The sequence below is a fragment of the Nitrosospira multiformis genome (assembly GCF_900103165.1).
GTDB lineage: Bacteria > Pseudomonadota > Gammaproteobacteria > Burkholderiales > Nitrosomonadaceae > Nitrosospira > Nitrosospira multiformis_D.
In genome coordinates this window covers 1,154,763-1,175,950 of sequence record NZ_FNKY01000001.1, presented here as the reverse complement: position 1 = coordinate 1,175,950, position 21,188 = coordinate 1,154,763, and the positions used below count along the sequence as shown (strand labels likewise).

The following is a 21,188-nucleotide window of genomic DNA, read 5'->3' as shown; positions in this document are numbered from 1 at the left end:
AATTGAGATTACAAGGGGAAATATGGCTACGACGGCGTATTAAAATATAGGCATGAGAGCAAAGCGCATGGAGGTCTATAATTCGCATCAAACCGGCTCTCCACGGTTGGCTTGCCAGAATCCTTCGAAATCAAATGAAAGCTGACGGCAATGACGGATCGCTAGCAGGTAGACCGTGATTCCGGGATGAGTGCATGAATGACCATTGATTCTCAACCTTACATGAAGCCCGCGCTCTGATCGAGGCATGGCGAAAGGATTACAATTCAACAAGACCGCATAGCTCGCTTGGCAATAACACGCCAGCCAAATTTGCGGCCCAACACCCATTTGCAAACCAGCATTCTACCATGCCGTGTAGCTAATTATGAGGAGCAGGTCAGGTAAGCACTTCGGAGAGGATTTAGCTCTTCAGTTCAATGCCTTTGCGAAAGAAGCCTCCGAAAAAGTCAAACATGATCGCCCAGAAGCTCAAGAATGGTCTTTCCTGCATGTAAAAAGGCAATTCGTTAATCGGATAGGAACTCGGACTTACCAATCATCACATCCTCGATGGAAAGAACTCATCCGTTTAGAGTGATAATTTTCCCGAATAACTAACGACTGTATAGCGTAGGATGCTCAAAGTCTTGCGGATTAAGAGCCCGAGTCAAACAATACTTCACAGCAATCTGCAACAAATCAAAACAATTTAATCAGCAGCTTATTATTTGGTTTGTCTTTTTTTGCAACTGAGCCTTATCAAGGGCGGTGAATTGTAGCTTCGCTCCCAATAATCATATAATCGTTTTGCGCGACCGAAAGTGATTATGAGGATCCTTCACGTGGGTTTGCTTTATCTTTACCAGGTCTTCGTAACTTTTATCAAAGTAGGTTTTCGTAGGCACCGAGCTGTCTTTGAAGCTGATGAAGGCACCTGATGTATTGGGGATAGCGTAATCGCGACAAACATCCATCCAGTCGAGCGCACGGTTTACGCGGGTGTACACGTGATTGTTCTGGCCTTCCTCCATTTCTTTTTCAGTTTCGTTCCACCAGGTTTGGTATTGTATGGTGAATAGCTTGTCCTTGTAAGGAAAGGCGCTCTTTGTTTTCTGCTCTGGGGTAATCACATGCTGGTAATAGTTACCGATGATCGCGCCCAAGGTAATATAAGTAAACAGCCCGAAATGTTTGTTGCCGGGTAGTACGAGCGGAGAGGTGAGACTCTCCAGTAGCTTATGACGTCCTTCCTCGCCAAGGCCCTGTGCATTGACCAGGCGAGAGGTGATTTTATGGGGCGCTGGCTGATCCTCATCAGGAGGGAACGGTAGCCCTTCCAATCCTTGCTTCAACTGGTTCATATTGTGAAACGAATAGCGATCCCAAGAGCTCATCAGGTGCTCACCATAGGGCAAGTGCTTGTGGTTGCACCCAGCCTTACCAAGAATCTTAACGGTGTATCTCCCCGTTAACTCGAAACGGTGACGTATAAACTCCCACAGGCTGTTTTCATCTCCCTCCCAGTAGCCATACATCACACAGTTGTGACTTACGGTACAAGGATTAACGGGTCCATCTTCGCGAGCATGATGCTTAGCGGAAATTTTCAGATTGGTCCCTACCAACTGATTGGCTGTCAGATCGGTAGAAGCAATCACCGCTTCCCACGCTTGCAACACGGCAAGGGTAGGGGTTGAGTCGCGTAGAGCAAACATCTTATTTTCAGGGACATAGCAGTATTCGTTCCACTCGATCTGAAACTTGATCATCTCGAAAGGTAACTCAAAGGTTTCAATGACAAATTCGGTAACGATGCCATAGCTGAAGCCACCGCCACCTTTAATGGCCCATAGGAGTTCTCTTTCGTCAAGATTTCCGTCCATGCTCAATTTGCGTATGGTGCCATCACCAAGGACCAGGGTAGCGCCTACCACACGTTCGCAGCACATACCGTGCTTACGGGTCCAGGGGCCCCAACCTCCGCCCATGGTATAGCCCGCTATACACACCGTGGCGCAGGTTCCATGTGGAATCATGACATTTACGTCAGCCAGTAGCGTGGTGAGTTTCTGAAAAGATGTACCGGGTTGTATTTGGGCAATCCCGCGTGCAGAATTAATTTCTACCTTATCCATTTCAGAAAGATCGAGCAGGATCGTATCAGTACCAGAGCATTCCCCTTCATGGTCGTGTCCGCCCGAGCGCACGCGTAAAGGCAGGTTATGTTTACTGGTAAACTTAACTGCCACACTTACCTGTTCGGTAGTAACACACAGCACAATGGCGGCAGGCATAAACTCAAATCTGCGGTTAAAGATCTGGCGATGTTTATGATACTTTTCCTGATTCTCCGAACAGTTATAAAGAATTATGGGACTCGGCACTTTATCTAAGTGGTAAGCTTCTCTGAGTTTTTCAACGATGGCATTCATGTTATTTATTAATAATCGGTGGGTTTGAACAGGCGACCGCTTTACTTAACCTCGGTAGCGGAACGGTGATGCTGTTGCTGTACCGGGGTCCGGGTTGCCGAAAGGGATTGATGTAGATCATCACATAAATAGCGCCGCGCAAACCCCGATTTTTCCCGCGTACCAGGCCGGACCTCCCTAATGGTCTACAAAGGCTTTCCAAGACCAAGACTTTGTTCAATCCAAGCTGTGCCTGAGACTACAGTGTTGTTAAACTCGCCCTCGCAGCTTGCGACACCCTCATATACGTCCGATCCGGCGGGGTCTATAAATAATTGGTCCGGCATCAAGCTCGTTACCACAAATGATGCTTTCAACTCGGGGTTACTGATCTCAACTTGAAATTGTAAATAATACTCAACGTTTTTCTGGCTTATAAAAGGCGAGCCGAGTGGTGTGGTGACAGTGTCTACATATATGCTTCTCCCGTCAGGCCACAATAGAGTAGCAGTTGAGTCCATCTTTACGTTTTCTACAGGCTTGATGCCGACATTTGTAAAATTCGATAGGTGTACACCATTGCTCAATTGCATATCCTGTAACACCCATATTACGGGCGCACCTTTAGGAAAGAAGCCGTACTCGTGATCCATCCAAGTGAGTCCCGTGACCGCAAATTTCTCCGCTCCGATCGTAAGGAAGCCTGAGGCTTTAAGCCGAGTGAGGGAATAGTAGTAGTTGTTCCTTGTGAGCGGCGTCGTGCCATCTGGTTTGACCTCTCTGCAGCCTGTTCCCCAAACAAGAAGGGGAAGGCCTTCCTGGTAAAGTTGGAGATTAAGTTCGCACGGTGTATGGGTTGCAGCATCTACAAAAGTTGTCTCAACATTCATATTCAGTGGATTGCTATCGATGGCCTGCATCGATATAGCGCCATCTTCCCGCTTCTCGATAGATCCGCCGAGGTTCACGTACCACCGTTTTGTAATATCCGATTCTGCCCAGTCGGGAGGCAACGCTGCAACAAAGTTGACTTTCTGATAGTGAAGCTGGCTCTCCACATCGGTGATTTCTATCTGTGTGAAGCCATAAGGTGTTTCGCCGGTCGCATTGATCTCGAAACCAAATTTGCGCCCATCCTCGGCGAGGAGAGAGCCGGTGTGCCACCACCACTCCGTGGGTGCGCCCTCGTGAGCATACTGATCTTTAGGAAGTGAAATTTCCGCGTTGTCCGATGTTGATGGCATTATTCTTATGCTCCGATTTAATTATGCTGCACTAGGTTGCGGTCAGGACCGAATAAATATTACGCTCTTATTCAAGCTCAACAACCTGTAAGTTCTTACAGCTATTTTTCCATCAATATATCTCCGACAATACCCAATATGAGCAATATATCGGGGTTTAGTTCTTCATTGTCATACTTCGGTCATGAGTACCGAGGCATGATGTATGAGTATCCGAATTATTCCGAAGGGCGGGTTATTTAAAAGGTAACCCCAGTTTCGCTCAAGCCGAGGGAAGCCAACCTATTAGTGATTTATTTTCTTAATGAAAAGCTAAGTTTGATATTTACTATTCTCTTTTGAATGAAACAAGAAAAATAGGAAAAACACTATGATCGCCGGTTTTAGTTTAATGTCTCGTGCCCTAATCTGTATTATCTTAAGCGCGCCGCTGCTAGCTGCGCATGCGGATGGAAAACTTGATCCGGCTATAGATCAGATCTCATATTTTCAGGCCACCATTAAAGATGCTGAATACTGTTCAATGACTGTTGCGAACGGAGATCTGGTTCCCATCAACAGCCGTACCGGCAAGGCGTTGAGTAACGCTGCTATGCTCTGTCCAGATATGTTCTCATGGAAACTATTTGCTGAGGCGATCCTAGGTAAATTCTGGTCAAACTGGGCTGACGAAACAAACAACTGGCCAGACCAACCTTATGCACTATGTAAAACTGACCAATCACCCGATAAAGATGGCTGTTGCAGACCCGGATCAGCTAACAACGACCTGGATCATTGTCCAGTATACCCAGGTACTCAGTACGCTACTAAACTCAAGAGCCTTACTGATGCACTGACCGAAGATGCACATAAGTTAGCTCGTGATCCCGCTCTGCGACGTAATACCCGTTTGCCATTCCACGACTCGCTTACTCCTCTTAGCCGCTTTGTTAAACTCAAATCTATGAAGGAGCCAGCTACTGAGACTCTTGCGTGTTCAACGAATCAGGTAGCAGAAATTATTAAGAAATTTAACCCAACCGATGCGGAAAGTATTGGCAGAGTCATCCGTCAGACCAATGCTGAGTTGACGGTTCGTAACCGAGAATTTCATGATTACCTCTTCGCGAACAATTTATACAACGCCGATGGTGTGTTAGAAGTGTTCGCCGCTAACCAGAGAAATCTGCAGGAGGAAGCACCCTATCGTCGTGCTAATCAATCATCCAAGAATGGGAAGCCAGGCTCACTTTACCGTGTGGATTTACCACCTGATGCAGTGATGATCAAGAGTAACTGGTTGCACCAAAATCTTGCCAAAGCTTTGGGATTTCCGAATGGCCCCAACTTGTACATTAGCAAACAATTACAAACAGACATTAATCTGACAGCGCTCGGCATCAGCCCCCAAAAAAACAACGAAGATTTGCACTGCAATTTTGAGGGCATCCATCACTTGGTGGCATTCCACATTTCCTCTAAAGACATTCCCAACTGGGTGTGGACCACCTTTGAGCACATAAACTTGCCGGGGCGTTGCGACATCACCGGCTGCAATGACGCTTACGGGTATGCGAGTAGTGACGAAAAACGCCCAGCGGGTACCTCAGCCAATTATGTCAAACCGAATCAACGTTCCGATCGGTTGAATGCCGACAGTACGGTGTTCGATTCCGGAAAAACTTATCCTCCAGAGACGATCCGCCCGGAATGGAATGAACTGCTTGTTAAATTGAGTATCGGTAGCGGCGGCAGCACCAGTCAGGTTGAGCCTGATTCTGAGGATAAAGCTTGGCGTAACTACCGCCTCAAGGGGTCTCAGGTCGAGTTTGTCAACTCAATTGGTCAATCGACGCTATTGGGCAATTCGGTTACCGAGGCGGGTTTTATGGATGGCTCTAGCTGTATCAGTTGTCACGCAAGGGCAGGTGCGGCGACGGAAACAGTTAATAGTCCTCCTCCACTCTCAGTATTCGAACGCAGCATGACCAGCTTTGGTTATCGGCGCAGTCATCATGGCATTCCTAATCAGTTCTGGTTTTACAACGATATCAACGGTGGACCAAAAATGCTGGTCATGCAAACAGACTTTGTTTGGGGTTTCCTCAATGCGAAGCGCATCCGAAACAAAGAAACTAAAAGGGCCCCTTAGGGAAAAGGTAAGGCGGAGTTATATCTCATTATGCGATTAGTTTGTGTATGACAGGTATTCCCGGGTTCTTCCAGAATCATCAACCTTATGCAAGCCGGGAATCCTTAGCAGGTCAGAAGGTTTCTACACTGACTCCAATTAACTCATTACGGAGATTTTCAATGCAAAAATCCGACCAGCCACCCTTCGCATCCAAGCTTCCCCCCATGAACAGCGCTTGGATTTTCCTCAACGAGGATCAGCCTTCTGGCACAAATTATAATGACCCCTCAAGCCAGTTTCAGCGCATGATCAAAAAAGACATTTACCAGTGCTCAGATATGATCAGCCTTTGCTTCGTGGATATTGTGCCCACTAGCGCTGATACCATTCCAGCCGGTGACGGCAGCAGCTACACGTTGTTTCTTGACAAGGTCACCCATCCAGCTAGCCCAGATGGCAGCGTACCTACTAATCAGGACTATATGGAATGGATTGTTCGTGACGCAAAGAAGGCCAACCCGAAGGTCAGGGTCTTGTTGACGTTACTTTACGGAAAACAGTGCCTGATTTCGCAAATATATTCCGACCCAGCAAATCCTGACCAAGCCTCAGCAAAGGCATTCGCCAAGAACGTCGTGACCTATCTGAAGCACTATAACCTTGACGGTTTCGACATCGATTGGGAATGGGATTATTTGAGCACCGACACCACGCAAGCCCAGTTCAAGGCAACATTTTCCGCCGTCGGCCCGGCACTGAAAGCCGAGGGAATGTTGCTGACAATGGGTCCCGCGACTAAGGACAATCTGGACCCAGAAACTGTAAACAATCATTTCGATATCATCGCGTTTCAGATGTATTCCAGCACCTCTCTGCCCAGCGCATTTATTGACTTCGGCATCAAGCCTGATGCTTTCGCCTATGGCGCTAAGTTCGAGGCAGGCTTTCAGACAGCCGATAATGCCCATCGACAAATGCAGCGGTACGGGTTTAAGGCCGTGACTACGTGGCGGCTGAACTCAGAGAACTACGTTTATGAGCAAGACCAATATTTGACCCTTGCGAAACTGGTTTTCGGCTGAGTTTCCCTGCTTAAAATAGTTGGATCACTATTGCCTGGACGCGCCCCGAAGGCTGGCTCCATCCAATAGCTTAGGTCTCCACTCCAAGAGTGGGCCGATATCCAGCAGAAAGAAACCACACAGCTAGTGTCCAGGAATACAAAGTCACGCAAAAAACGCGGCTGGTCGCAGGAACAGCTCGCTCTTGAAAGTGGACTGGCCCGCAGCTACCTAGGCGGGATTGAGCGCGGGCAGCGAAATATCGCATTGCTCAATATTTGTCGGTTGGCCGAAACTCTTAATGTACCGGCATCAGAGCTGATGAATTTCGAAAACATGCTATAGCGTCCTAGCCTGTCAAAGTTTGGGTACCCAAGCCATCTGCTGGGTATTATGGAACGCGTCTGGAATTACTTCAGGCGATGTAATAGCTGCTACACTCAATCATCGGTTTTTAAGCTTCATCCTCCATCAGTCGTCAAGGAAGTAATGGATATGAACCCTTCCTCGGCAAATCCATGCTTTCGTTGCACTGAACAGTACATATCCCAATGAAGCGGCTAGAATTACGCGACTGACGGCGACACCATTTGAGCGAATCTGTCATTAATGCCTGCTAGCAGGTGTAGATATTGGGCCTGTGACCCAGCCGAATTCCCCTTCCCAGAGTTGGCGTTACCAGGGTTCTTCTCGTCTAAAATTTGTCCTGATCTCTTCCATACTCCTCATGATAAGGGCCCGCCGGTAATCCTTTGGGCGGTAGAAAAACCTGGTTATTCGCCCGCCGCGCCAGTGGCTGATAGTCCGTCACCATGGCATTCATTGCCGCAGCAACGGCCATTCCTATCAATCCCCCTCCGGCATCGCCGGAACCCTGAGACACCTGCTCAGTCGCTTGCCACAATGTCGTGCCGGTCCGGGTATCCTTCAGTACATAGTCCATCTCGACAGTGACCGTCGAGGCGACCACAATATACTTGCTGCTCCAGTCCTTGATGGTAACGAATAGCGCTGCGTCCGCGCCAAATAGTTCATATAAACGTCGAGTATCGAGTTGATGAATATGTCCGGCTTCGGCTAATCCGAAATCTCGCAGGACGAGTTCAGTCAAATAAACAGGAAAAACATAATAACCGCGCTCGGCCAAAGGCCGGGTGATGGTCGAGATAAAAACCGGCGAAGCGCTAATCTCAGTGGTGTCGTTGAGTACCGGCACGACCAGTATCGAGCGGGGTTTGTAAGTATGAATTGCTGCCAAGTCGGGTTTTGCGGATTGTACCGCGCAGCCTGAAAGCAGGCCGAAGATGCACACTGCCGCGATTACGCTGCTTCTCATGGCTGGGCTCCTCCCGCATTGTCTTGGGGTTTTCCTTTTTCCTTGGTCTCAGCATCCTTTTGTTTGACGCGTTCGATCAACTTGGTCATGAAGGCGCTGGATTCGGGAAAGAGCCGTTTTTCTTTCTCGAAGTAGGCGATGGCTCCCTCCCGATCACCCCGTTTGAATAGCAGAAAACCATAATCAGCATAGGCGCCGGGCGGAACTCTCAAGTTCTGTTGCTCTGCGGTCCTAATGGTTTCAAACAGGTAGACGTCGGCTTGTGCCTGGTCCTGGGTTATGTAGCGATTGTGGAGACTGTCTTCAAAATTCCCCCAGTAGTAAATCGATGGCGTGGCGCAACCCACCATCATGCATGCAAGCACACTCATGAAGCAGTTGAAAAACGCCTGCCTCGCCGTGGCCGTGAGGCGAGGCTGCCTGATCTCCATGGCCATCTATTGTTTGACGTTGCGGCGCGAGTCCAGTGTCGTCATGACGCTGTGCATCATGTTAACAATTGCGGCATCGATGGCTTTGCCTTCCAGCGTCGAGTCGAACCCGGTGGCACCCCCAAACCCGAACGTACTGCTGGATGACAAGTCAGCTTCTCCCGAACCTTCCTGTGTATAAAACACTTGGCCAGTCTTGGGATCAACCAGTCTGAGGACCACACGCGCCCGGGCGCGCTGGGTTTTGCTCTTGCCGAGAAGCCAGGTATTGCCAGTGGTATCCCGTCCCAGTTCGGCAACAGATCCCATGATCAGGGCATCCACGCCCTTCAGATTCTCCTTGAATTGTTCTTTGCTCAAACCCATGAGATCGGCTTCGGCCGCGAGCTTTCCGATATCCTGCCGCTCGACCACATTGAAACGCTGGGTGGCCATCAGGTGTCGTGCCAGGAGATCGGCTGCCTGCTTGCCGATACGGTCGCCGGAAGCATCCGTAAAGAGGCCGCTGCCATAAATCGATTCATTGGTGAAGCGGGCTATTCCTAGCGTCATTCTCTCCGCTGCCGGCAAGGGATTCGCCACCACGCGAGGTCCCGGATCTTTGACACCTTCCTGGACAGTGCGGCTAGGGCTGGCGCAGGCGGCTAATATGAGTGTTGCGCAGAGGATCAATATTGCTTTGTTCATATGAGGACTCTAGGTGATTGAGCAGCGGATTGTTCAAATGATGTAAAAAGGTAATGACTTCTTTGAAGTTGGAATTTTCTTAGTGTCACATTCCTATTATGAAAAGAGGTCCAAGTATCCTATCAGCCAACAGCTCCGGATCTTCCAGGAATGTTAATTTCCAGCGTCAACCTCGCACCGATCCCGTTTGGCAGCCCATTCGTGTTATCTAAGGAGTTGTAACGGACATACCTTCGACTGCATCATGACTTACAGAATCTTACACGAATGACTCTTGCACTGAGGTACATCTCTTAAGAGGTTATGGGTGTTATCGTCTGGCCATGATCGTGAATGGTTGCGAGCAGATGTGTTTGGCGCATATAATCAGATCGTCAAGGGTCGCCTTGGCTTGGGGCTGGCGGGAATTATACCCGCCTGAGTCTGCAAGCCAATCGCGGCCTTTGCGTTTGGTAGTTGCCATCCTCCCTGCCACATGGAACCATCTTTTCCCGGCATTAGCTAACCACTGGCAGCTCGTGCCAGTCACCGGCATAATTTGGATTCATGAAACTGCGGCGCATAGACCCGATGATCTGTTAATAATTTTATAGCAGACTCAGATTTTCTTTCCATTCCACAATAAGTAAGCCAAATACAGCTTTTGAGTGTGCCAATGAGAAACGCTTCCTTCTTGCTATTTGGATGGTCAATGCTGTTTACGGCATGGTCGTCAGCGGATTCGCTGGAGGGTAGGGACATTGAAGTTCAGGTGAACATGGCCGGAGAAAATATTATCATTGACCTTAATTTTGCTGTTCGAGCAACCCGGCAGGAGGTCTGGGACGTACTCATCGACTTCAACCGTATGGCTGATTTTGTCTCCAACTTGAAGGAAAGCCGGGTGGTCAGTACTTCTGCAGACTCATTCACGATTTTCCAGCGCGGCGCTGCTACGTACGGTCCTATTAACTTTCCATTCGAATCAACACGGGAAGTAAGATTGATCCCTTACCATAAAATACGGACGAGTCTGATCAGTGGCAACATGCGCAAATTGGAAGGGACCACCCATCTGATTGAGGACGGCGGACAAACTCGCGTGATTCATCGTACTGATGCCACCCCGAAGATCTGGATTCCTGAGATAGTGGGAAAAGTGTTCATCGAACATGAAATGCGGGAGCAATTCAACAAAATGCGAAATGAAATAATCAGGAGGAAAAGGGATTCGCTTCGTCCACACTAGCCGGTCGTGGATTTAGTACGTAATGCCATACTTTCTATTACCGCGAACCGGACACCCGTCAGGCCTTGTTTACCTTGCTTATTATGCGGCGCTTGGTATCGTGGCAGGTATCAATGGATGCTGGCAACCCACAACCGCGATCTCAAACCTGAGGAAATAGAAAAGGCGCTTAAGCCGCCATGGCTCCTCGTAAAAACGAAGGGACGTTTCTGCCTTTCTGCTTTGCTGAAGACTACTAGTGCGAAAAGCAGTAAAGCAGCTACTTCCTCTATTCACGCCCGCTAATTATGCCGGCCCTGACCGGCTTGCTGAACCTCGGCCGGGAGGTCTGAAATTTCAAATACCTGGCGGATCTCGATCACATCGCCCTCCTGCGCCGGACAGCGCTTCATCCAGTCGACGGCGTCTTGTTTGGACTTCACTTCGATCATCCAGTAGCCGCTGAGCACTTCTTTCGACTCGATGAAAGGACCATGGGTGACGGCCAATCTGTCACCCAGTAGTCGCCTTAGGTTAGAGGAATAAACAAGTAATCATGTTAGCCAACGCAAGTCCGCAAGCTCCGATTGTGACAAGGCGGATACGCCGAGAGGTTACACTGTCAAATATCAAGGTAAGGCCACTAATTACGACACCCATCAAAAGAATCCAACCCGACCAGAAGGAGGTGACTTGGCACCAATTTTCATTCGGAGTTTCCCATGGCGTACCGGCAGTCGATGCAGCAAGCACCGGGCCAGCAACCAGAGTTAAACAAGAAATTGTCAGAACAATCATGGCAAGGCATACAGAATCATGTTTGACTATCATTTGTCCCCCTATAAGTATGTATGATTGCTCTCATTATTATTCCTTATTCTGGCTCTGTTGTAGAAAAAGAACAAAACCAGAAGCCATGCGTTTAATCTGATTAATTATGTCCTGAAGATGGGCAGCGGTCATCTTGCCGTGAAGCCAGATTACCCGAGTGCTGCATAAGGAGACCTGAAATGTCCGACGCCGTCGTCCAGGAATGTGCTTCCGGCACCATCATGGGTACCTTTGTTGGCGGCGCCTCGGGAGTTGGGTGTCACCTGATACTGACCTGGGGAGCTTCACGCGACTATGACGATGAGATCACAACGCATACCGATCCTAAGCCCGGCCGCTACCACACAGGCTATAAGGCGGGTCAATTGCCGCAACCTTGCTTTATTCTCAAGCTTATGCTCTACTCACTCTTCGATCAAGGTAGTTATGACGAAGCGGATTTCTGCGGCGAATGGACGAAGATCTCATTCCCTCGCTGAACGATACTCTGGCGAACGGCGGCTACACCAGCCAATCCATCCGAATGGCGGCATGATAGCTGATCGCTTCTCGCAGTTGCACCAAGCTTTCCACCCGCTCCCCAAAAGACAGGGAACTCATCACTTGCCAGGCCATGGGTGTTTCCTCATCCAGTTCCAACCACGCCTTACCATTAAGCTCCTGCACCGTGCGTTGTATGGTGATGCCGAAGCGTTCGCAAATTCTCTTCCTCCCGCGCTTCCGCAAGTGTAAAGCGCCGACCACCGCGACGAGCTTGATCAACGCGGATGTATGGAGGCTAGAAAACCTGACCTTTTCAAGATATATGGGAATTTCGTTGTTCGTTGAGGTGCGGAGCAATCCAACTAGACGTTGAATCGGAAATGCATCACGTCACCATCCTTGACCACATATTCCTTGCCTTCCAGCCGCATCTTGCCTGCTTCCTTCGCGCCCTGTTCACCTCTGCAAGCGATGAAGTCGTCATAAGCAATGACTTCAGCGCGGATGAAACCTTTCTCGAAATCGGTATGAATCACGGCGGCTGCCTGCGGAGCGGTATCGCCCCTGGATATGGTCCAGGCACGCACCTCCTTCACGCCGGCGGTAAAATAGGTTTGCAGCCCGAGTAGCTGGTAGGCGGCACGAACCAGCCGATTCAGCCCCGGTTCTTCCAGATTCATATCGGCCAGAAAGACCTGCTTGTCCTCGTCCGGCATTTCCGCGATTTCCGCTTCCAGGGCTGCACAGATCGCCACCACCGGCGCGCCCTCCTGCGCGGCGTATTCCTGCACGCGTGCCAACAGCGGATTTCCGGTGAAACCTTTTTCGTCAACGTTGGCGACATAAATAGCGGGTTTGCCGGTCAGCAGGCAGAGCGGCTTCAGTAATTGCTGTTGCTCCTCATCCAACCCCAGGCTTCTGGCGGGATTGCCCTGATCAAGGTGAGCCCGTGTCTTTTCGAGCAGCGCCACCAACTTGATCGCCTCCTTGTTGCCGGACTTGGCCAGCTTGGTTTCGCGTTGCAATCCCTTTTCCACTGTCGCCAGATCGGCCAGGGCCAGCTCGGTCTGTATAGTCTCGATGTCCGAAATCGGGTCCACGTTGCCGCTGACATGCACGACGTTGTCATTGACGAAACAACGCACCATATTGACGATGCCATCGGTTTCACGAATGGTGGCAAGGAATTTATTTCCCAGCCCTTCCCCCTTGGATGCACCCGCGACAAGGCCGGCGATATCGACGAACTCGACGATGGCGGGCTGCACCTTTTGCGGGTTGACGATTGCACTGAGTTTGGATAAGCGCTGATCCGGCACTTCGACGATACCGATATTCGGCTCGATGGTACAAAAAGGATAGTTTTCTGCCGAGATACCCGCCTTGGTCAGCGCGTTAAACAGTGTGGATTTTCCTACATTGGGCAGACCCACGATACCGCATTTCAGGCTCATAAGTTTTTTGAGTTATAGATGATGGATTCGGGCCACAAGTGGCTGGAGGGGAAAAATGAGATGTACACCTTCCTTACATATCATCTTTGATTACTTTTGTATGCAGCTTCAGCATGGCCGCCTGGCAATTGCCTTCCGCAATAAGCGGCCAGACTTCCAGGCTGCGATGGATCGCTTCGTCTATCAGCGGGGTTTCTTCCTTGCGCGGCGGCTGCAGCACATAATTTACCACGGCATTTCTGTCGCCGGGATGGCCAATGCCAATGCGCAGGCGCCAGAAATCCTTGGTCGCAAGGTGGGCGGCGATATCCTTCAAACCATTGTGCCCGCCTAGGCCGCCACCAAGTTTCAGTCTGGAAACACCCGGCGGCAAATCCAGTTCATCATGAACCACGAGAACTTGTTCAGGCTGAATTTTATAATAGCGGCATAACGCCGCAACGGCTTTCCCGCTGGCATTCATATACGTCTGCGGATTGAGCAACCACAACTCCGCATCACCTTGACCGGTACGCGCACACAAACCATGAAACCTCGCCTCGGCTTTTAACGTCATGCGCAATTCATCTGCCAGGCGGAATATCCACCAGGCGCCGGCATTATGACGCGTGGCGGCATATTCTCTGCCTGGATTGCCGAGACCGACGATGAGCTTCATCGAACGTTACAGAAGTGGCTACATACTAAAAAGAAAAGCCCGCCGGAACTGAGGAACCCAGCGGGCTGCATGAAAAAACGACAAGTTACTATTTCTTTTTCCCTGCGTCTTTCTTCTCGCCTTCTTTTGCAGCACCCTCTTTCTTCTGTACGGTCGTCGGAATGTCCCCTGCGGCCACGTGGGCGGCCGCTTCCTCGGCGGCCACTGCACGCGGAATGACGATAGTTGCCACCGGCAAATTTTCGCCTTTGATCAGCGCGGGAATCTCCACGCCTTCCGGCAGTTTCAGATCGCTCAGGTGCAAGGTATTTCCAGCGGCAAGGTCGGTCAGATCAACCGTAATGAATTCGGGCAGATCTTTCGGCAAACAGGAAACATCCAGTTCGGTGAGCACATGACTGACGAGACCGCCAGACAATTTCACTCCTGGCGAAATCTCGGCGTTAATGAAGTGCAACGGCACTTTCATGTGTATCTTCTTATTCTTGTCCACACGCTGGAAGTCGATGTGCAGCACTTGCAATTTGAACGGGTGCATTTGTATATCACGCAACAGCACCTGCTCTTTTCCCCCATCCAGATCCATGGACAGGATGGAGGCATGAAAAGCCTCCTGCTTGAGCTTGTGATAAAGACCGTTATGATCCAGCTCAATCGCTTGCGCCGGATTTTCTCCGCCATAAATAACGCCCGGCACCTTGCCGGAACCACGCAGGCGGCGGCTCGCACCTTTGCCCTGTAACGTGCGCTTGTTGGCGCTGATTTCAATTTGCATCTTGCTTTCTCCAGAATGGGGAGCATCCGCGACCAGATGACTCCGATTAATAAACGCTTACTCCATGAACAATGAACTCACTGAATCCTCGTTACTGATCCTCAACATCGTTTCCGCCAGCAGGCTCGCCACGCTCAGCTGATGAATGCGAACGCAGGCTTTGGCATCCTCACGCAACGGGATAGTATCGGTGACGACCAGCTTGTCGAGTGAGGAATTCTCAATCCGCTCCACCGCTTTGCCCGATAATACCGCATGAGTACAATAAGCCAGCACGCTTTCCGCGCCCTCCTCTTTCAAGGCACGGGCCGCTTCACATAATGTATTGGCGGTATCCACCATGTCATCCATGATGACGCAGGTGCGCCCATCCACCTCGCCAATGATGTTCATCACCTTGGCAACGTTAAATTTGGGACGGCGCTTGTCGATGATCGCCAGATCGCATTCCAGGCGTTTCGCCATCTGCCTCGCTCGCACCACACCGCCTACATCGGGCGAGACCACCACCAGATTCTGATAATCGCTTTTCCACAAGTCTCCCAGCAGAATCGGCATGCTGTAGATATTATCCACCGGGATGTCGAAAAATCCCTGGATCTGGTCCGAATGCAAATCCATGGTCAGCAGCCGGTCTATCCCGACCGTGGTCAGCATGTTCGCCACCACTTTGGCGGTAATCGGCACTCGTACCGAACGCGGCCTCCTATCCTGACGGGCATAGCCGAAATAAGGCATTGCCGCGGTGATACGCCCCGCGGATGCCCGCTTCAGCGCATCCACCAGTACCAGCAATTCCATCAACGTATCGTTGGTGGGCATACAGGTGGATTGCAAAACAAATACGTCCTTGCCGCGGACATTCTCGAGGATCTCCACCATCACCTCGCCGTCGCTGAAACGGCCCACCGTCGCACGCCCCACGTGGATGTTGAGATGCCGCACCACATCCTGCGCCAGCTTGGGATTGGCGTTGCCGGTGAAAACCATCAAGCTATCGTAGGCCATGGGCAAGTGACTATTTGAAATTCTTAACCGGCACTGAAGGACAAAAGAGATACGAGCGGCTCCTCGCATATCTTGTATGACTGAACTGGCACTTCAAAACTTGGCTGGGGAGGTAGGGATCGAACCTACGAATGCCGGAATCAAAATCCGGTGCCTTACCACTTGGCGACTCCCCAAATTTACTGCTCTGCAAAATCATGCATGGGATGGCGATCCAATCCTTGCGCCATAAAACCTGTCATATCGGCCGGAACTTTTGCCAAAGCCAATTGCGCCGCCGGCTCCGTGGCAAACTCGGCAAATACACAAGCGCCCGAGCCCGTCATCGCCACCTTTCGGGTGTTATCGAGCCGCCTGAGCCACTCCAAATGACGCGCTACCTCGGGAAAAGTCCGGCATACCACCGGCTCCAGATCGTTATGCCCATGCTCGACGGAAAAGGGCGGTATTTTGATTGGAATCGTGTTTCGTGTCAATTCTTTACTGGCAAAAACCTGCGGGGTGGATACGTGCACAGGTGGCATCAGGATGAGATACCACGCGGGCGGGAGCATGATGGATGAAAGCTTTTCACCTATCCCTTCCGCAAAAGCATTTTCACCAAAGATAAATACAGGTACATCCGCACCCAGTCCGAGCCCAAGTGTCAACAACTGATTTCTTTTCCAGCCCAGTCCCCATAAACGGTTGAGTGCCAGCAGCGTCGTCGCCGCATCGGAACTACCACCGCCCAACCCGCCTCCCATCGGGATACGCTTTTCCAGAAAAATATCGACACCCAGGGAAATGCTGCTTTCCCGCTGTAGCAATTTTGCGGCGCGTACACACAAATCTTTATCTTCAGGTACACCGGGAGTAGGCGTATGAAGTTTGATCACGCCATCTTCCCGCAAAGCAAAATTGAACCGGTCCGAAAAATCCACGAAGCGAAAAACCGTTTGCAATAGATGATAGCCATCTTCTCTACGCCCGACCACATGCAGGAACAGATTGAGTTTGGCCGGGGCGAGGCAAACGAGCTTGGTCATTAGTTCAAGATTGGCTTCATTGATTACCCGGATTCCAGCTATCCACCATGAGTTTTATTTGAAGGCCGGGACGTTTAAGCATCAACAATTTTGGACGTGCGGTTTGCGCCTGCTTGGTTTGTGTTTCCGGCACGGGAAAATGACTCAAATAACTAATCTCCCATCCATCCTGACGCATAGCCACAGTGGTCCCATCGATATCCCTATCTACCTCGGCTACGGTCGCGGGCGAATTCACGCTTTGTACCCAATATTGCAAACCCATGAGCGGCAGCCGCCAGCCCAATACCCGTTCTGTCAGGGTTTCCACATCAAAAGCATAAAAGGTTTCCTGCTCGGAAGTCGTCAGATATACGCCTTCATGATTGCGTTGTATCTGTGCTACAGCCTGCCCAAGCGGAGAAAGGAGAAGGATTTCATCGCTCGTATCGGCATGATGCCATTGTACGCCACCGGAAAAACTATCTTTGCCACCTGTTACCGAGACTCTGCCAACCAGCCTGAAAGCCGCCGGCTTTGCTTCCACAGCACCCGTCATGGGTTCAATGACGATGGTACTGACAGCGGTGCGTTTATGAATAGGGGTGGTGCAACCAGGGAAAAGAAACAACACACATAACATCAGGCCCCACCACGAAACATCGCGCCACTCCTTAGAAAGCGAAAATGGCCGAGATCTGGATTGCACCGGCGTTACACCAGCATGACCCATCATCTGTACTACTTCATGAATTTCTTCATGGTACTAATCAACGTCTCGTTACCGGGATTATTTTTGAGTGCGGTTTGCCAGATTTCTTTTGCCTCATCCTTTATTCCTTGCACCCAGAGAACCTCGCCGAGATGGGCAGCAATTTCCGGATCGGGATTCATTCCGAAGGCTTGTCTCAGATAACTGAGCCCCTGATTGAGGTTGCCCATACGGTAATGCACCCATCCGAGACTATCCATGATATAGGGATCATTAGGGGAAAGCATGATAGCTTTTTCGATAAGTTCCAGTGCTTCCGGCAGACGATCGCTGTGTTCCGCAAGGCCATAGCCCAGCGCATTATAAGCATGAGCGTGATCAGGCTTCAATTGTATGAGCTTGCGCAAATCCTGCTCCATGATATCGGATTTGCCGATTTTTTCTGCCGCCAACGCACGGTCGTAGAGCAGGTCGACATGATCCGGCAGCTTCTCCAGGCCATCACTCAGCAACTGAAACGCTTTCTGATAGGCACCCGTCTCGCGCAACAATTGGGATTCGGCAATTATCAACTGGGCACGTTGCTGATTATTCGTAGCCGGCAATTGCTGCAAGTGCTTGAGGGCCTCATCCGCTTTTCCCTTCTTGGTCAGCAGAACGGCATACCGTATCTGTGCCGGAATGTATTGACTTCCACCGGTGACGGAGCGGTACCACTCCATCGCCTCATCAGAACGCTGGGTTTTCTCGCATATTCCACCGAGATAATAGCGCACCATACCCGGATCCCTGTAGTCCAGCTCCAGCGCTTTCTTGAAATTCGACTCGGCAATATCGTACTCGCGTAACTCCATGGATAGCAAACCCACTGCCAGGGCGACGTCGGCGTTACCCGGATTCTCCGCCAGCAATCTTTCAAATTGTTCGCGCGCCTTGACATAATCTTTTTCGACCAGCAATAGCCGGGCGTACGTTATGCGTGTATCGTTGGCCTTGGGATAAGTTTTGAGATAGCCTTTGTAAAATTCCATTGCATCGGCATTGGAAGTTCGCGCCAATATCCGCCCTTGATAAATTGCCGCCATCTCCCACTCCGGGCGAAGTACCAAAGCCTGCTTCATCTCGGCCAGTGCAATATCAAAGTGATTAGCAAACCACGCCGCCTGAGACACGGCAAAATGCGCCTCCGGTAACTCGGGATAAGGTTGAGCAAGCTGTCGTACCAATTCGAATGTCGCATTTTTATTGGAATTGCGTACCAGCAGGCTATTCAATTGCATGAAAGCCTCGTCGATACTGCCCCCCTCCGATGCCAGCAGCTTCTCCAGATGGGGCCGCGCCTCATCCAGTCTGTCCGAATTCACCAATAGCGCCGCAATCGTCTGACGGGCAGTTACCGAATTCGGATCGAGTTCCACCCAGATTTTTGCTGCTTCAAGCGCGGGCGCGGCTTGACGTGAATGAAGCGCGATTTCGGTGGCCCGCTGGGCGACGCGTGGATCGCGGGTGCTTCTCGCCAGCTTGAGATAAGTGCGGGTGGCGATTTCCTGATCACCGCGCTGTAAAGCCGTTTCACCCAGTAAAAAATCGAACAGGATGGGCGGGGTCAAATCCTGATTAGGTAATTTTGACTGTCCAGCCTCAGCTTGCTGCGTCGGCTTGCTCGCATTGAGAGCGGTCTTGCCTGGAATCTGCGCACAGGCGGCAAGAAAAAACAGCAGCAGCAATGCGCCGGGAATTTTAAGATTCATGGAAAATTAAGACAGGGTCCGAAAATAAGGCTAATAGGGAAATATAGAGCGGAATCGACCTTCAGCACAGCCCACATATTAGGTATATTTTACACTTCTCACAAGTGGACGTTGCCAAGCAAGAATGCTCGGAGCGCACATTCATAGGCAGCCTTATAAATTCAAAGTTCCAAATGAGTCTATTTACCGGGCGAACAAACGTAGAAAACAATTAATGAACCTCTGAATATGTCCTTCATGAAGCACGCATCGGCAAACGAGTTGGCACATGACTGGGCAAAATCGGAATGAACACAAAGCATGCAACGCAGGTTATGGTTGGACCCGCCAATTGCCTGGGGAGTGTACCGCAGTGAGATCTGATTTTACCACAACCCATATCGGCGGTATTTTGCGGGCGACCTGCCTGACCAGGCTTGTACCCAAGGAAAGGCACCCCTGATACGGAAAGAGGCGATTGTTTGCAAATTCCGGTTTATAGTGATGCTCTTCCGCACACGCCGCCCAGTCAAACCACCGGACTCAGATGACTGAACCAATCGCTTCATCAACCATTTCCGCGCGTGGCTTATCCCGCTACTTCGGCAACCGTGTCGCCGTGCGTGAAATCAATCTGGAGCTCAAACATGGGGAAATTCTGGGATTTCTCGGCCCCAATGGTGCGGGTAAGACCACCACTATGCGCATGCTCACCGGCAATCTTGCCCCGAGCGCCGGTAGCGTTGAAATCTGTGGAATAGATCTGCTGGACAGACCCCGCGATGCCAAGGCGCGTATTGGTTATCTACCTGAGATACCGCCACTCTATCGGGAGTTAACAGTCAATGAATACTTGCAACTTGCCGCCAGGCTGCATCGGGTCAACAACGCAAAAATCCGTTTTGCGCTGGACAGTGTTGTACAACGCTGCGGGTTGAATGATACAGGCAAGCGTCTGATTGGTTCGCTGTCAAAAGGTTATCAGCAGCGTGTGGGAATTGCCCAGGCTATCATTCATGATCCGGATGTGATCATTCTTGATGAGCCAACAGTCGGACTCGATCCCAACCAGATACGGGAAATCCGTACTCTCATCCGTGAACTGGGTACGGAGCGCAGCGTCATTCTCTCGACGCACCTCCTGCCGGAAGTTGAGAGCGTGTGCGACCGGGTGCAGATCATGCATAAGGGAAGCACGGTATTTAGTGACTCCGTCAATGGCCTAAAGCAGAAGGGAATCAGTCTGGAAGAGATCTTCATGCAGTTCACCATGAATAAGTAAAATTCCAAAAGTTTTCATCGCCATGATTCTGATTATTACCCGGAAAGAACTAAAAATCTTGTTTGGCTCGCCGCTAGCCTGGATATTGCTTGCACTGGTGCAATTAGTGCTGGCCTGGATTTTTCTGGTACATCTCGATACATTTCTGCAGATACAGCCGCAGCTTATGACAATCGCCAATCCGCCAGGCGCGACGGAAACGATTATTGCGCCGGTATTCGCCATGGCCGCGGTGGTATTGCTTATGATCACCCCCCTTTTAACCGCACGCCTCATCGCCGAGGAGCGCCGCAATCACACCATGACCTTTCTCATTTCGGCACCCATTTCGATGATCGACATCGTTCTGGGAAAATTCCTCAGCCTGATGATTTTCTTTTCAGTGGTGATTGCGCTGGTCATAACACTGTCAATGTCTCTGCTGGTGGGGGGAGCGCTGGATCTTGGCTTGTTGCTGAGCAATGTCGCCGGCCTATTCCTGATAACCGCCTGTTTCGCCTCCCTCGGACTTTATTTTTCCTGCCTCAGTGCCCATCCGGCGATTGCGGCTGCCGGCGCGCTGGGCACACTGCTGATTTTGTGGGTATTGGACATTGCGGCGGGGGACGACAGTGACAGCGTCACACGTGATTTCTCTCTGCTCGCACATTATGAAAATTTCAATCGTGGCATGATCGATACATTTGATCTGGCATACTTCTCGCTGTTCATCCTTGTCTTTCTGGTGCTATCTGTTCGCCGGCTGGATAAGGAGCGGCTGCGTGGTTAACCCT

Annotated in this window: 22 protein-coding genes, 1 tRNA gene and 1 pseudogene; 8 read left to right on the top strand and 16 right to left on the bottom strand. The window is 50.5% G+C overall.

All coding sequences use genetic code 11. The annotated features are described in order from the left end of the window. Nucleotides 1–179: 179 nt before the first annotated feature. Nucleotides 180–365, top strand: a pseudogene (locus tag BLR00_RS15975) (integrase core domain-containing protein); the annotation flags it as partial. Between the two features lie 411 nt (nt 366–776). Here BLR00_RS15975 and BLR00_RS05275 read toward each other — a convergent pair. After that, nucleotides 777–2,414: an FAD-binding oxidoreductase gene (locus BLR00_RS05275; RefSeq protein WP_074631252.1), complete on the bottom strand. Its 1,638-nt coding sequence runs from the start codon at nt 2,412–2,414 to the stop codon at nt 777–779. A gap of 185 nt (nt 2,415–2,599) precedes the next feature. Continuing rightward, nucleotides 2,600–3,637: a lipocalin-like domain-containing protein gene (locus BLR00_RS05270; protein WP_074631249.1), complete on the bottom strand. Its 1,038-nt coding sequence runs from the start codon at nt 3,635–3,637 to the stop codon at nt 2,600–2,602. 370 nt (nt 3,638–4,007) lie between these two features. Between BLR00_RS05270 and BLR00_RS05265 the strand changes: the two genes are divergently transcribed. The 3 genes from BLR00_RS05265 (at nt 4,008) to BLR00_RS05255 (ending at nt 7,159) form a co-directional block, all read left to right on the top strand. Continuing rightward, nucleotides 4,008–5,771 carry a hypothetical protein gene (locus BLR00_RS05265; RefSeq protein ID WP_074631246.1) on the top strand — a complete coding sequence of 588 codons (1,764 nt, stop codon included), beginning with the start codon at nt 4,008–4,010 and terminating at the stop codon, nt 5,769–5,771. A gap of 161 nt (nt 5,772–5,932) precedes the next feature. After that, a complete protein-coding gene (locus BLR00_RS05260) occupies nt 5,933–6,835 on the top strand; it encodes a glycosyl hydrolase family 18 protein (protein WP_074631244.1) in 903 nt (300 codons plus the stop codon). Between the two features lie 126 nt (nt 6,836–6,961). Then, nucleotides 6,962–7,159 carry a helix-turn-helix domain-containing protein gene (locus tag BLR00_RS05255; protein ID WP_256324052.1) on the top strand — a complete coding sequence of 66 codons (198 nt, stop codon included), beginning with the start codon at nt 6,962–6,964 and terminating at the stop codon, nt 7,157–7,159. A gap of 349 nt (nt 7,160–7,508) precedes the next feature. On the opposite strand, the gene BLR00_RS05250 is transcribed toward BLR00_RS05255, so the two are convergent. The 3 genes from BLR00_RS05250 to BLR00_RS05240 are packed head-to-tail and all read right to left on the bottom strand — an operon-like array spanning nt 7,509 to nt 9,268. Next, on the bottom strand, nt 7,509–8,150 hold the full coding sequence (locus BLR00_RS05250; protein ID WP_074631240.1) for a DUF799 domain-containing protein: 642 nt from the start codon (nt 8,148–8,150) through the stop codon (nt 7,509–7,511). Then, on the bottom strand, nt 8,147–8,587 hold the full coding sequence (locus BLR00_RS05245) for a DUF4810 domain-containing protein (RefSeq protein ID WP_081346650.1): 441 nt from the start codon (nt 8,585–8,587) through the stop codon (nt 8,147–8,149). The genes BLR00_RS05250 and BLR00_RS05245 overlap by 4 nt, the downstream gene beginning before the upstream one ends. After that, nucleotides 8,588–9,268 carry a CsgG/HfaB family protein gene (locus tag BLR00_RS05240; RefSeq protein WP_074631237.1) on the bottom strand — a complete coding sequence of 227 codons (681 nt, stop codon included), beginning with the start codon at nt 9,266–9,268 and terminating at the stop codon, nt 8,588–8,590. Between the two features lie 757 nt (nt 9,269–10,025). On the opposite strand from BLR00_RS05240, the gene BLR00_RS05235 reads away from it, so the two are divergent. Further along, nucleotides 10,026–10,496 carry an SRPBCC family protein gene (locus BLR00_RS05235; protein ID WP_074634145.1) on the top strand — a complete coding sequence of 157 codons (471 nt, stop codon included), beginning with the start codon at nt 10,026–10,028 and terminating at the stop codon, nt 10,494–10,496. A 281-nt stretch (nt 10,497–10,777) separates the two neighbouring features. Here the strand turns inward: BLR00_RS05235 and BLR00_RS05230 are convergent, their stop codons facing one another. Continuing rightward, the gene (locus BLR00_RS05230) at nt 10,778–10,984 is read right to left on the bottom strand and encodes a YciI family protein (RefSeq protein ID WP_074631234.1); all 207 of its coding nucleotides are present in this window, start codon (nt 10,982–10,984) and stop codon (nt 10,778–10,780) included. Nucleotides 10,985–11,009: 25 nt separating this feature from the next. Beyond that, complete coding sequence (locus BLR00_RS17165) at nt 11,010–11,273, bottom strand: TrbC/VirB2 family protein (protein WP_371130397.1); 264 nt, start codon at nt 11,271–11,273, stop codon at nt 11,010–11,012. A 212-nt stretch (nt 11,274–11,485) separates the two neighbouring features. Between BLR00_RS17165 and BLR00_RS05220 the strand changes: the two genes are divergently transcribed. Then, a complete protein-coding gene (locus BLR00_RS05220) occupies nt 11,486–11,785 on the top strand; it encodes a hypothetical protein (RefSeq protein ID WP_074631229.1) in 300 nt (99 codons plus the stop codon). A gap of 22 nt (nt 11,786–11,807) precedes the next feature. Here BLR00_RS05220 and BLR00_RS05215 read toward each other — a convergent pair whose 3' ends face one another. The 9 genes from BLR00_RS05215 to BLR00_RS05175 all read right to left on the bottom strand — a co-directional run bounded on the left by BLR00_RS05215 (nt 11,808) and on the right by BLR00_RS05175 (nt 19,154). Next, entirely contained in the window at nt 11,808–12,068 is a 261-nt protein-coding gene (locus BLR00_RS05215) for a hypothetical protein (RefSeq protein WP_074631227.1), read from the bottom strand. An 83-nt stretch (nt 12,069–12,151) separates the two neighbouring features. Continuing rightward, nucleotides 12,152–13,243 carry a redox-regulated ATPase YchF gene (gene ychF / locus BLR00_RS05210; protein ID WP_074631224.1) on the bottom strand — a complete coding sequence of 364 codons (1,092 nt, stop codon included), beginning with the start codon at nt 13,241–13,243 and terminating at the stop codon, nt 12,152–12,154. A gap of 73 nt (nt 13,244–13,316) precedes the next feature. Continuing rightward, nucleotides 13,317–13,901 (bottom strand): aminoacyl-tRNA hydrolase, encoded by a 585-nt coding sequence (gene pth, locus BLR00_RS05205; protein ID WP_074631222.1) that lies wholly within the window; start codon nt 13,899–13,901, stop codon nt 13,317–13,319. Nucleotides 13,902–13,989: 88 nt separating this feature from the next. Next, a complete protein-coding gene (locus tag BLR00_RS05200; RefSeq protein ID WP_074631219.1) occupies nt 13,990–14,676 on the bottom strand; it encodes a 50S ribosomal protein L25/general stress protein Ctc in 687 nt (228 codons plus the stop codon). A gap of 57 nt (nt 14,677–14,733) precedes the next feature. After that, a complete protein-coding gene (locus tag BLR00_RS05195) occupies nt 14,734–15,684 on the bottom strand; it encodes a ribose-phosphate pyrophosphokinase (protein ID WP_074631217.1) in 951 nt (316 codons plus the stop codon). Nucleotides 15,685–15,785: 101 nt separating this feature from the next. Next, a tRNA-Gln gene (locus BLR00_RS05190) sits at nt 15,786–15,860 on the bottom strand. A gap of 3 nt (nt 15,861–15,863) precedes the next feature. Then, the gene (gene ispE / locus BLR00_RS05185) at nt 15,864–16,712 is read right to left on the bottom strand and encodes a 4-(cytidine 5'-diphospho)-2-C-methyl-D-erythritol kinase (RefSeq protein ID WP_074631214.1); all 849 of its coding nucleotides are present in this window, start codon (nt 16,710–16,712) and stop codon (nt 15,864–15,866) included. A 16-nt stretch (nt 16,713–16,728) separates the two neighbouring features. After that, nucleotides 16,729–17,427, bottom strand: a complete 699-nt coding sequence (gene lolB / locus BLR00_RS05180) for a lipoprotein insertase outer membrane protein LolB (protein ID WP_081346648.1) — start codon at nt 17,425–17,427, stop codon at nt 16,729–16,731. Nucleotides 17,428–17,432: 5 nt separating this feature from the next. Further along, nucleotides 17,433–19,154 (bottom strand): tetratricopeptide repeat protein, encoded by a 1,722-nt coding sequence (locus BLR00_RS05175; protein ID WP_074631209.1) that lies wholly within the window; start codon nt 19,152–19,154, stop codon nt 17,433–17,435. Nucleotides 19,155–19,680: 526 nt separating this feature from the next. On the opposite strand from BLR00_RS05175, the gene BLR00_RS05170 reads away from it, so the two are divergent. Continuing rightward, nucleotides 19,681–20,415 carry an ABC transporter ATP-binding protein gene (locus tag BLR00_RS05170; protein WP_074631206.1) on the top strand — a complete coding sequence of 245 codons (735 nt, stop codon included), beginning with the start codon at nt 19,681–19,683 and terminating at the stop codon, nt 20,413–20,415. Nucleotides 20,416–20,437: 22 nt separating this feature from the next. Beyond that, the gene (locus tag BLR00_RS05165; protein ID WP_074631204.1) at nt 20,438–21,184 is read left to right on the top strand and encodes an ABC transporter permease; all 747 of its coding nucleotides are present in this window, start codon (nt 20,438–20,440) and stop codon (nt 21,182–21,184) included. Nucleotides 21,185–21,188 lie beyond the last annotated feature (4 nt).